This is a genomic window from Antrihabitans stalactiti, assembly GCF_012932915.1.
GTDB lineage: Bacteria > Actinomycetota > Actinomycetes > Mycobacteriales > Mycobacteriaceae > Antrihabitans > Antrihabitans stalactiti.
Window position 1 is genome coordinate 566,747 of the sequence record NZ_VCQU01000004.1, and the last position, 13,850, is coordinate 580,596.

Consider the following 13,850-nt stretch of genomic DNA (forward strand, 5'->3'; position numbering starts at 1 on the left):
AAATCCAATCGTTCGTCCAGTAACGGTCGAGTTACAACATGATCGAAATCTATCGTCCGGCGTTACGTAGCCACCCATCCAGCAACGGCCCGACAACGCTCAACGACTCGGCGCCGAGCATCGCGCCGTGGTTTGTCGGGACCGTGTGGTTGACGATCTCGCCGCCGACGAACGGCTGCCACGTCAACGCAGCATCCGCGCTTGTCGGGTGTTCTACTTCAGCGCTGAAGAACAAGAGATCTCCACCGAAGACACCTGGTTGGTGGTCGTTGATCAGGTGTGGCGAACGGACGGCGAACGCGAACATTCGTTGCACCTGCTCTGCCGTGAGGCCGACCTCCGCCGCCCCCATGACGTCCACCAAATGCTGGGCTTGTTCGAGCGAGAAGTCGGCAAAGTCCTGATCTGCTGCAATCTCTATGCCACCCGACCGGAGTTCGTCACGCATTTCCGACCCGAACACTGCGAGATCGATCTGCCGGACGCTGTCCACAAGCGCCAACGTCGAAACGGTCTCGCCGGCAGCCTCCAACTCAACGGCCATCGCGTGTGCGAGCACGCCGCCGAACGACCACCCGAGCAGATGGTACGGACCGCTCGGCTGCACCCGCCGAGCCTCGCGGACGTACACGGCGGCAAGTTCGGCGATCGACTGCGGGGCGACGCTGGCATCCAGAATGGATGGCGACTGCAGCCCGTACAGCGGGTGCGCGGGATCGACGACCTGAGCCAGCGCGAAGTACTGCCAGGAGAGCCCACTCATCGGATGAACACAGAACAACGGCGCGTCCGACCCTGCGGTCCGGATGGGCAGAAGAACGTCCAGCCCGGCCGATCGGTCTCGACCGGCAACCGAAGGATCTTCGGCACTCAGCAGTTCGGCAAGTTCGCCGACCGTTCGGTGCGAGAAGAGATACTGCATTCGCATCCGCGGATTGACCGAATCCTGGATCTGTGCAACAACTTTCGTTGCGATGAGCGAGTTGCCGCCGAGTGCGAAGAAATCGTCGTCGAGACCGATCCGCTCGACGCCCAACACGCGCGCGAACACCTCGGCCACCGACAGCTCGATCGGCGTCCGTGGCTCCCGAAACTCCCGCTCACTCACGAACTCCGGCGCGGGCAATGCCCGACGATCCAGCTTCCCGTTCACGGTCAACGGCAAGGCGTCCAACACCACAACCGCGTCCGGCACCATGTACGACGTCAAGAATCCCGAAGCGAACTCCGTCACCGCCACCGGATCGACGCTCGCCCCAGCCTGCGGCACCACGTAGCCCACCAGGCGATCGCCGATCAGCTCATCGGTCCGCACCACGGCCACGGCCGAGGCCACGCCGGCAAACGACGCCAGTACCGACTCGATCTCACCCAACTCGATCCGGAACCCACGCAACTGCACCTGCGCATCCGAACGCCCCGCATACTCCAACTGCCCCTGGGCATTCCACCGCGCAACGTCTCCGGTGCGGTACAACCGTGAACCCGGCTGTCCGAACGGATTCGCGACGAACCGGCCTGCGCTCAGCGCTGCCCGGCCCACGTACCCGCGCGAGAGTTGCTCACCCGAGACATACACCTCGCCCGCAGCGCCCACCGGCACCGGCGCCAAGCGCGAGTCGAGGACGAACACACCCAGCCCCGGCAGGCCTCGACCGATCACCGACGCTCCACCCGCAGCGACCAACTCCGCGGTCACCTCGACGAACGACACGTGCACCGTCGTCTCGGTGATGCCGTACATGTTCACCAACTGCGGACCGTGCGGATACCGGGCCACCCACCCCGACAACCTACCCAGATCCAGCGCCTCGCCACCGAACACGATGTGGCGCAACGCCAACCGATCAGCGCCCGCCTCAGCCGCCACCCGCTCGGCCTCGGCGAACTGGTAGAACGCCGACGGGGTCTGGTTCAGGACCGTCACACCTTCACGGCGCACCAGTTCGACAAAATCCTGCGGGGAGCGTGAGGTGAAGTAATCCACCACCACCAGTCGCCCGCCGAAGAGCAACGGACCCCACAACTCCCACACCGAGAAGTCGAACGCCGGCGAATGGAACATCGTCCACACATCGGAGGAATCGAACCCGAACTTCGGCGCCGCATTCGCCATCAACTCGACCACATTGCGATGGGTGACCGCCACACCCTTCGGCCGACCCGTCGACCCCGACGTATAGATCACATACGCCACATCCTGTGATCGCAACGGCGACAGTCGATCTGCATCCGATATCGGTGCAGTGGAGAACTCCGACACCTCGACCTCGTCGATCAACACCCGTGCCGCCGTCACCGACTCCGGCACCGAACCCACCGACCCCGAATCGGTCAGCACACACACGGGTGCCGAATCGGTCAGCGTGTAGGCGATCCGCTCGGCCGGATAGGTCGGATCGACCGGCACATACCCGCCACCAGCTTTGAGGACCGCCAGGATCGCGACCACCACATCCAGCGACCGGCCCAGCACCACACCGACCAACGACTCCGGACCCACGCCCACCGAGATCAGCTGCCGTGCAAGCGCATTCGCCCGCGTGTCGAGCTCGGCATACGTCAGCGACGCATCCTCGAAGCACACCGCCACCGCATCCGGCGTCGCAGCGACCTGCGCGTCGAACAACGACACCAAGGTCACGTTCGGGTCGACCACCGCACCGGGGGCCAATGCCCACGACGACACGAGTAGCTCCCGCTCCCCCGCCGCGAGCAACTCGACATCGCCGACTGCCGCAGCGGAATTCGCGAGGAACGCCGCCAACGCCCGAATCAACCGACCCGCAATCGTGGTTACGGTTTCCTCGTCGAGCAACGACTGCAGGTACTCGAAGGTCACCGTCAATCGCGCACCGGCGTTGATCACCATCGACAACGGGTAATGCGGCGCATCGTTGGAACTGACCCCCTCGATGCTCATTCCCTCGATGGCGCCGGCCTGGTCAGCCAGGCCCGCAGTGTCCACCGGGTACGACTCGAACACCGTCAACGTGTCGAACAGCGACCCCGCACCCACAGCCCGTTGAATATCGGCCAACCCGACGTGGTGATGATCGAGTAGATCCGCCTGCTCCCCCTGCAACCGCACCAACAACGACTCGACCGACTCGTTCGGATCGAAACCCACCCGCACCGGCAGCGTGTTGATGAACAACCCCACCATCGACTCCACGCCCGCCAACTGCGCAGGCCGACCCGACACCGTCGCCCCGAACACCACATCGCTACGACCGGTCAACCGGCCCAACACCACACCCCAGCCCGCCTGCACGACCGTGTTCACTGTGACGCCCACCCGCGCCGCCAGCCCGGACAACCGCGCCATATCGGCCTCGTCGAGGAACACCTCCACTTCACCGGTACGCGCAGAAATCACCTCCGACCCAGCACGCTGCGGCACCAGAATCGTTGGCTCGGCACCCTCTAGCGCATGCGCCCACGCCCGCATCGACACCGCCGGATCTTGCTCACCCAGCCATGCCAAGTAGGACCGATAGGACCGCACGCGCCCCAGCACCGACGCGTCCCCACGCGTGGCGTAGAGCACCAACAGATCCTTCATCAGCAGCGGCATCGACCAGCCGTCGAGCAGGATGTGATGATTCGCCATCACCAGCTTGTAGACGCCCTCGGTGACCTTCACCAACGTGAACCGAATCAACGGGGGCACAGCCATATCGAAGCGCACAGCTGCATCGGCAGCCAACAACTCAGCCAACGCCTCATCGCGCGCGACCTCGTCGTCGATGTCGCTCAAATCGACCTCGCGCCACGGCACAGTCAGGTCCTCGAGAACGACCGATACCGGCTCGCCGGCGCTGTCGGCGACAAACGCGGTCCGCAGATTCGCATACCGATCCAGCACACCCTGAGCCGCGCCGCGCAGGCGCGCGGCATCTACGACACCCGCCAAATCGAGCACCATCTGAATCGAGTACATATCGACCGACGCGTCGGCGAGCAACGCGTGGAACAACAACCCCGACTGCAGCGGCGCCAACGGCCAGACATCCACGACACCGGCGAACCGAGACTCGAAGGATTCCAAGTCCCTCTGCCGCACCTGCACCAGATTCACATCCGACGGGGTCAAACCACCCGCGCCCGGCGTCTGCGTGTGAGCGGCCAAGGCCGTCAACGCATCCATCCAGTGATCAGCCAATTCGGTGACGTCGGCGTTGTCGAGCAGCGTGGTCGGGAACCCGAACGTCGCCCGCAGCGAACCGCCGAGAACTACCGCGTTGATGTCGATTGCAGCCATTGCAGGCATGTCCGCATCGGGTGATACGGACAGGTCACCGAGGTCGCCAGCCGGCATCCAGCCGAAGTCGGCCATGCCCTCCGGAACATCGCCCGCCGAAATCCGGCCGAGATAGTTGAAGCTGATCTCTCCGGTCCTGGCTGAAGCAAGGTCCGACGCGTGGTCGGCGGCCAAGTACTTGAGGACGCCAAAGCCAACGCCCCGGTTGGGTACTGCGAGTAACTGTTCCTTGACGGCCTTCACTGCGGCACCCGCCGCGGGTCCGCCTGCGAACGCGTCGTCGACGTCGATCCCGCGCAGATCGATCCCGACCGGGAAGATGCTGGTGAACCAGCCCACTGTCCGCGCGAGGTCCGCACCGGGAACGAGATCTTCCTCGCGGCCATGGCCCTCGAGGCTGACGAGCGTGGCGGTCGCATCGATTCCGCGGCGCTGCCGCCAGCGCAGCAACGCCAGTGCCAGTCCCGCCAGCAAACCGTCGTTCGCGGCGCCGTGGTACAGCCTGGGAAGGTCGGTGAGCAGTGCATCGGTGACGGGCTCGGGGACGGTCACGGAGAACTTCTCCACCGTCGATGCGAGATCGACCGTGGCGTCGAGTGGCCGATCGCCGAGCAGCGGGTCAGCGACGTCCACGATCTTGCGCCAGGCTGGTAGTTCGGCGAGCAGCTCGTCGCTGTGGGCGCGGTCGGCGAGTCCGTGGGCCCACCGACGCATCGAGGTGCCCACCGCAGCGAGTACTGGCTCGGCGCCGGACAACAGCTGAGCCCACGCGGACACAAGATCGGGGATGATGATTCGCCAGGACACACCGTCGATGACCAGGTGGTGCGCCACGATGATGAGTCGGCCCGATCGGGAGCCTGCGGAAGACTCGGCATCGACAATCGGGTCGAGCCAGACGAACTGCAGCACAACACCGTCCGCAGGCGCGAGCCGTCCCGCCGCAGCTTCGAGCTCTGAATGTGCGAGCGTCACCAGATCCTCGTCGGTGCTGCTCGCCTCGAACGGAACATGTGCGATCAGGTCGTCGACGGCGACCGAATCGGTATCGCGAGTCTGCAACTGCCACTCGCCATCTGGGTCGCGAAACAGCTTGGCCCGCAACATGTCATGGCGATCTATGACGGCTTTCAGCGCTGCCGATAGACCCGCCCGGTCGATACCTCTCGGCAGTTCCAGCGCAATCGACTGGGTGTAGCGATCGAAGCCGCCGCCACGCTGCACCATGAACGACACGATCGGCGTCAACGGCATGTCGCCGACGCCGCCACCTGGAAGCTCTTCCAAGACAATCGGACCCGCATCGTCGCCGAGGACGGCAACTTCTGCCAACCCTCGTACGGTCTTCTGTTCGAAGACATTGCGCGGCGTGAAGTAGACACCCCGCGCCTTTGCTCGCGACACGAGCTGAATCGAGACGATGCTGTCTCCGCCGAGGGCGAAGAACGAATCCTCGACACCGACTCGGTCCACACCGAGGACGTCCGCGAAGACTTCTGCGATCGTCGTCTCCATCGGTGTTTCCGGTGCGCGGAACGGTCTGTCGCTCACGAACTTCGGGGCAGGCAGCGCCTTCCGGTCGAGCTTTCCGTTGGCCGTCAACGGCAGGGCGTCGAGCACAACGAGCGCGTCGGGGACCATGTAATCGGTAAGGAAGCCCGACACATGCTCGAGGACCGCCGCGGTATCCACCGCGGCACCGGATTCAGTTACGACATAGCCGATGAGACGTTCGGTCGAATTCTCACCGGTCCAGACTGCGGCCACGGCGTTGGCGACACCTGGACCGGTCTTCAGCACGGATTCGATCTCGCCCAGTTCGATGCGGAAGCCACGAAGTTGCACCTGGGAGTCGCTACGCCCGGCGTACTCGAGCTGACCGGCGGCGTTCCACCGCGCGACGTCGCCGGTTCGATACATCTTGGCACCCGGCGCGCCGAACGGGTCGGCAACGAAGCGCCCGGCGGACAATTCGGGCCGGCCGAGGTAGCCGCGCGCGAGTTGCCCACCCGTCACGTAGATCTCACCCGGCACGTTGACGGGAGTCGGGTGTAGCCGCGAATCGAGAACGTAGACACCGAGTCCCGGTACGGCACGGCCGATCACGCTTGCCGAAGAACCGTCCGCCATCGACGACGTCAGCTCGAGGTACGAGACATGGACCGTCGTCTCCGTGATTCCGTACATGTTGACCAGCCGCGGCGACGCATCATCGTGCCGGTCGTACCAGCGTGCAAGCTGCTTCAGATCCAGGGCCTCGCCGCCGAAGATGATGTGCCGCAACTGCAGTGGGTCGGCAGCACGATCGGCACGATCTGCCTCGATAAGCTGGTAGAACGCCGTCGGCGTCTGGTTGAGAACCGTCACCCCTTCTCGGCGAAGAAGTTCGAGGAACTCCTCCGGGGTGCGTGACGTGAAGTAGTCCACCACCACGAGTTTCCCGCCGTGCAACAGCGGCCCCCACAATTCCCACACCGAGAAGTCGAAGGCATAGGAGTGGAACAACGTCCACACATCGGTTTCGTCGAAGCCGAACCGCTCGCGCGTATTGGCAAACAGCCGAACCACATTCGCGTGCGGAACAAGCACACCCTTCGGAGTGCCCGTCGAACCGGACGTGTAGATGACATAAGCGGTGTTCGCGGGGCGCAACGGTCTGCGCCGTTCGTCGTCCTCGAGCGCCGAACCGTCACCGGCCGTGAGATCGATCGCGTCGAGATCGATGATGGGCACATCGCCGACCGGCAGATCGGCGCCCGACGCGGCGGTCGTCACGGCACAGACAGGCTTCGAGTCCGACAGCATGAAAGCGAGTCGTTCGGCCGGATAGGTGACATCGATCGGCAGGTACGCCCCACCCGCCTCCAGCACCGCGAGCAACGCGACGACCAAGTCCAGGGAGCGCGGTAGAGCCACGGCAACGAGCGATTCGGCGCCGACGCCTTCGGCAATCAGCTTGCGTGCGAGACGATTTACGCGCTGCGACAGGTCGCTGTAGGTCAGGGACCGGCCATCGTGCACCACTGCCACTCGATCGGGGGTGCGTCGCGCCTGCACTCCGAACAGTCCGATCAGGGTCGCATCGGCCACATCGCTGCCGGGCTCGTTCCAGTCGTGCAACAGCCGGTCATGTTCCGCCGCATCCAGGACGGCAATATCGCCGACGACGATGTCGGGCGTACCGACGACAGCGCGCAGCACGCGGTCGAACTGCTCGACGAAGGTGGCGATCGTCGCCTCGTCGAACAGGTCGGTGGCATAAGTGACCACGCCAGACATACCCGCAGCCTCGCCGTGCTCGCCGATGTGCTCGGAAAGTGTCACTTGCAGATCGAATTTCGCGATGGCCAGGTCGAAATCCACTGCGGATACTTGCAACTCCGGGAATGTCAGATCGGTGCGCGCGAGGTTTTGGAACGTGAGCATCACCTGGAACAGGGGGTGCCGCGCTTGCGAGCGTTCGGGGTTGAGCACCTCGACAAGGCGCTCGAACGGAAGATCCGCATGTCCGAATGCGCCCAGATCTGTCTCCCGAGCGCGCTCGAGGAGATCGGTGAACGAGGAATTCGGATCGACCTCGGTGCGTAGCACCAGCGTGTTCACGAACATTCCCACGACGTCGTCGAGCGCTTGCTCGCCACGACCCGCGACCGGCGTGCCGATGGCAATGTCGGTGGTGCCGCTCAGTCGAGCGAGCAGTACGGCGAGTAGAGCGTGCGCGACCATGAACGTCGTCGAATGGTGCTCTTTCGCAATGGTGTTCATTCCGGTGTGGAGGTCCGCGTCGATCGCGAAAGCGAAGTCGGCACCGCGGTTCGAGGCAATCGCCGGACGCGGCCGATCCACTGGAAGGTCCAACTGGTCCGGCAATCCGGACAGCCTCGTACGCCAGTAATCGATCTGTTGCGAGATGAGCGATGCGGGATCGTCCAGCGAGCCGAGTACCTCGCGCTGCCAGATCGCGAAATCTGCGTACTGCACCGGCAACGGCTCCCAGTTCGGAGCGTCACCATGGGTTCGCGCCAGGTAGGCCACCATGACATCGCGGGTCAATGGCCCCATCGAGAATCCGTCACCACTGATGTGGTGAACGACGACCGCGAGCACATGGTCGCGCGCATCGAGAGCGAACAACTGAGCGCGGACGGGTACCTGGGTTGTGACGTCGAAGCCACGCGACACGAAATCCCCTACGGCGGAGAGGATGTCGTCAGCCGCGACAGCCACCGGCGTCAAATCTGGAACCGCGACCTCGGCCGAGACGATCTGCTGATAGGCGGTCCCGTCGTATTCGGGATAGAGCGTTCGCAACGACTCGTGGCGCCACAGAACGTCGGTCACGGCGTCGCGCAGCGCCGTCACATCGAGCTCTCCGGACAGTCTGATGGCAATCGGCAGGTTGTTCACCGCCGAATCCGAATCGAACCGGTTCAGGAACCACATCCGCTGCTGCGCCAACGACAGCGGAATCCGCTCGGGCCTGGTCTGGCGTCCCAATGGCAACCGACTATCGCCGGTGTGCGACTCGGCAGCAGCGGCAAGCGCTGCGACAGTAGAGGATTCGAACAACATCCGCACCGGCACGCGCGTATCGAGCGTCGCACCGAGCCGCGCGACGACCTGTGTTGCGATCAGCGAGTTGCCACCGAGTGCGAAGAAGTCGTCGTCCAGTCCGACCCGTTCGATACCGAGCACATCGGCGAACACCCCGGCCACGATCTCCTGCACGGGCGTGGTCGGTGCACGAAACTCGCGGTCTTGCAACGTCGGTGACGGCAAGGCCTTTCGGTCGAGCTTGCCGCTGGTGTTCAGTGGGAACTCGTCGAGCACGACGATCGCCGACGGCACCATGTAGGGCGGCAACCCGTTTCCGACGGCGGAACGGAGGGACTGGCCATCGAGGGCCGCGGCCGGGGCGCCGACGACGTAGCCGACCAGCTGATCGCCCTGGGGTGCAGTCATCACAAGTGCTGCAGCCTGAGTCACGCCAGGTTGGGCCAGGAGTGCCGTTTCGATCTCGCCCAGCTCGATTCGCTGCCCGCGGAACTTCACCTGGAAGTCGGTGCGTCCGATGTAATCCAACCCGCCCGCACCGTGCCAGCGCACAAGGTCGCCCGTGCGATACATCCGAGCACCAGGGCCGCCGAAGGGGTTGGCCACGAACCGATCCGACGTCAGATCCGGCCGGCTCACGTAGCCGCGTGCCAGCTGGCCACCGCCGAGATACAGCTCACCCGGCACGCCGTCTGGTACTGGATGCAGCCGGGAATCGAGCACGAAGATCTGAGTGTTCCACTCCGGCAACCCGATCGGAACGGCACCGACCGCGGAAGCGGCCGGCGAGTAGGTCACCGACACCGCGGCCTCGGTCGGTCCGTACAGGTTGTGCACGGCTGCGCCGCTGACCTCAGCGAACGCGGCAACCGTCGCCGGCGGGAGCGCCTCGCCGATGACGAACACGTGGCGCAGCGATTCCAAGTGGCCGGCTTCGACGTGGGCGGCGAACACCGCGAGCATCGACGGCACGAAGTCGGTGACCGTGACCTGCCGAGCGGCGATCGTCTCAGCGAGGTACTGCGGATCGCGGTGGCCGTCCGGGGCGGCGACGAGCAGGGTCGCGCCGACCCGCAGCGGCATGAAGAATCCCCATAGCGACACGTCGAACGTCGTCGCTGTCTTTTGCAGGTACACGTCGGTCGGAACAAGTCCGTACTCGGCCTGCATCCACTCCAGTTGGTTCACGATCGCGGCGTGCGAGACGGCGACGCCCTTCGGCATTCCGGTCGAGCCCGACGTGAAGATGACGTAGGCCGGACTCTCGGGACGTACGGTCCGCAGCCGCTCGGACGAGCGGACCGGAGCGCCGGAGTGCGTCGACAGGTCGAGCGAATCGATCGACACCACTTCGACATTCGCGGTGGTAGCGAACTCGTCTCGCGACGTCGACAGCACACAGACCGGGTTGGCCGTCGCAAGAATGTGGGCAATTCGCTCGGCGGGGTGGTCCGGGTCCAACGGCACATACGCGCCACCGGCGCGCACCACGGCATACATGGCAACGACCAGATCCACGGACCGGCGAATCGCAATGCCTACCAGCGACTCCGCGCCGACTCCGCGGGAAATCAGGTCCCGCGCAAGCTGGTTGACGCGAGCGTCGAACTCCGCATAGGTGAGCTGACCGTCGTCCGACGCAACGGCCACTGCGTCCGGTGAACGCAGTACCTGGCGGTCGAACCCGTCGAGCAACAGCACGCCCTCGACCGCGTGCGCGGTCGCATTGCGGTCCCTCAGCGCGACAAGCGCTTCGCGCGAGTCGAGAATGTCGATGTCGCCGACCACGACATCTGGGTCGACCGCAACCACATCCAGGATCCGGAGAAAGCGGTCGGCAAATTTCGCGACCGTCGACTCGTCGAACAGATCAGTGGCGTAGGTGAGCATCGCGGCCGTCGGTTCCTCACCAACGCCGGATCCGGTCGAAACCGTCAGTTGGAGATCGAATTTCGCGGCGGCACCGTCGAAATCGACGCCACCGACGGTCAGACCGGGCAGCTCCAGCGTCGGCCGTTCCATGTTCTGGAAGAACAGCGCCACCTGGAACAGCGGGTGATGCGCCGCCGACCGAACCGGGTTGAGTATCTCGAGGAGCCGCTCGAATGGCAGATCCGCGTTCGAGAACGCATCGAGGTCGGTCTTCCGCGCCTGAATCAGCAGGTCGGTGAAGAGTAGGTCGTCGCGAACATCGAGGCGCATCGCCAACGTATTGACGAACATGCCAACCATGTCGTCCAGCGCGGCTTCCCCCCGGCCTGCGATCGGAGTCCCGATCACGATGTCGGATGTCGCGGACATTCGCGCGAGTAGCACCGCCAAGGCCGCATGCACGACCATGAACGGTGATGCATCGTTCTCGCGCGCCACCTCCCTTATCCGGCGATCGGTCGCGGCGGCGATCTCGAAATGAAACAGCGCTCCGACGTTCGACTCGACCGACGGGCGCTGCCGGTCCGCGGGTAGGTCCAGCCGATCCGGTAACCCAGCGAGTTTAGTTCGCCAATAGGCGGTTTGGTGGGCCGCGAGGGAGTTCGGATCCTCTTCGACGCCGAGCAACTCACGCTGCCACAGCGTGTAATCGGCGTACTGGATCGGTAGCGGCATCCACTTAGGCGGCGTCCCGGCCCGCCTCGCGGTGTAGGCAACGACGACGTCACGGACGAGCGGGGCCATCGAGACGCCATCGGCCGCGATGTGATGCACAACGAGCGCAAGGACGTGTTCAGCGGGCGCCAGCCGAAGCAGCGCCATCCGCAGCGGGACCTCGCGCGTCACGTCGAATCCGCGCATCACGAAGTCTCGCACCCAGTCGAGCAGCCGATCTTCGCTCAGCGAGGTCGGTGTCAAGTCGGGACTCACATCGGCCACCGGATGAATCTGCTGGTAGCCACGTCCGCCGACATCCGGGTAACTGGTTCGCAAAGCCTCGTGCCGGTCGAGAACGTCGGTCACCGCGGCCTGCAGAGCCGCGACGTCGAGGTCGCCCGAAAGCCGGATCGCGACGGGCACGTTGTTTGCGGCCGACGTCGGGTCGAACCGGTTCAGGAACCAAAGCCGCTGCTGCGCTAGCGAGAGCGGAATCCGCTCCGGCCGGGTTCTCGGGGTGATGGCCGGGCGCGCACCCTCGCCCTTTTTCGGTTCGATCGCCGCCGCCAGACCCGCAACCGTCGGGTGCTCGAAGACCATGCGCGCGGGAAGCCTGGCATCGAGCAACGCGTTCAGCCGGGCGGTGACCTGAGTCGCGATCAACGAGTTGCCGCCGAGCTCCATGAAGTTGTCGTGCCGGCCGACCTGCTCGATAGGCAACACGCTCACGAAGACTTCGGCGACGATCTCTTCGACCGATCCCTCTGGCGCCTCGTATTCGCGAGCCTCGAATATAGGTTCCGGCAAGGACTTACGATCCAACTTGCCCGCGCCCGTAAGCGGGATCGAATCGAGCTTCATGATTACCAGCGGCACCATGTGCGCGGGCAGCGTTCGCGAGACGAATGCGGTGAGCTCATCCGGCTCGAACGGTCGGTCCGGCTCAACGAGCACATACGAAACGAGAATGGTTTCCCCGGTTGCTGATTCGCGACCCAGAGTGGCGGCAAACTCGATATCGGGGTGGGCTGCGAAAGCCGCATCGATCTCACCGAGCTCGATGCGGTAGCCGCGTACCTTGACCTGCTGGTCACTGCGGCCGACGAACTCGATCATTCCGTTCGGCCGGGACCGGACCAAGTCGCCGGTGCGATAGAGACGCGATCCCGGCTCGCCGAGCGGGTCCGCGACGAACCGCGCCGCCGTCAGCGACGCCCGGTCGTGGTAACCCCGCGCCAATTGCGGCCCGTACACATAGAGTTCGCCACCTGTATCGACCGGGACGGGCTGCAACCGGCTGTCGAGGATTCGCTCCCCCGTACCCCGGATCGCAGCGCCGATAGTCACAGGCTCCCCCGGTACCAGCGGTTCGCTGATATTGGTTACGACCGTCGTCTCGGTCGGTCCGTAGGCGTTGAACATCTTGCGCGGCCCGCGAACAAATCGGCCAACGAGTTCCGGCGACCAGGCTTCACCGCCGGTGACGACGACTCGCAGGTCGTCCAGCCCAACGGGATGCATCGAGGCGAGCGCCGCCGGCGTGACGAACGCGTGTGTTACGCGTTCGCGGCGAAGCAGGTCCGCGAGCTCGTCGCCGCCGTAGATCGTCGTCGGTGCGATCACCATCGTTGCGCCCGCACCGATTGCGAGGAGCAGTTCGAGCACGGACGCGTCGAAGCTAGGCGACGCGAAATGCAGGGTGCGCGAGTCGCCGCCGACCTCGTACCGCTCCCGTTGCTCGTCGCAGAGGCTTCCGAGGCCGGCGTGGGTGACGACGACACCCTTGGGAGTCCCGGTCGACCCGGAGGTGTAGATGACGTAGGCGGGGTGATCCTGCTGCAACACACGACTGCGATCGGCGAACGACACGGCGTCGTCGGAGAACCCGGCCAGTGCGGCGCTGACCTCCGGCGAGTCGAGGACCAGCCATTCGATATCCGTGGGTAGCTCCGCAGCGACTGCCGACACCGTCAGGCCGACCTTCGCCCCCGAATCGGTGACCATGTGGGCGACCCTGCCGGGCGGATACGCCGGGTCGACAGGCACGAACCCTGCGCCCGACTTCGCAACCGACCACACCGCCATGACCGACTCGATGGACCTCGGGATGCCCACCGCGACAATGTCCTCGGGGCCGATTCCGCGGTCGATCAGAAGTCGCGCGAGCCGCGAGGTCTGCCTGTCGAGCTCTTCGTAGGACACCTCTCGGCCCTCGAACACACACGCAATCGCGGCTGGATCGCGCTCGACGGCGGCCGCCAACAGCTGCGGCAGAGTCTTCCCCCGTCGTACGCGGCGCGCGGGACGCCGTCGGCGACCGTCCGATGGTGGCGGAGAATCAAGCCGCTCACTGTTCGAGTTCGCGGCTGTCTCGTCCATCATCATCAGAGCTCGACTCCTCGCCCGTGGGCATCTGCCCGCGATATCACGTACATCCGAAACG

1 protein-coding gene is annotated in these 13,850 nt (G+C 64.9%); it reads right to left on the bottom strand.

The features are described from left to right. Positions 1-49: 49 nt before the first annotated feature. Entirely contained in the window at positions 50-13,792 is a 13,743-nt protein-coding gene (locus FGL95_RS15070) for a non-ribosomal peptide synthetase (RefSeq protein WP_240962989.1), read from the bottom strand. Positions 13,793-13,850 lie beyond the last annotated feature (58 nt).

Excerpts from the sequence above, each read along its gene's own strand:
- FGL95_RS15070 (WP_240962989.1), bottom strand. The coding sequence starts at position 13,792 with ATGATGATGGACGAGACAGCCGCGAACTCGAACAGTGAGCGGCTTGAT.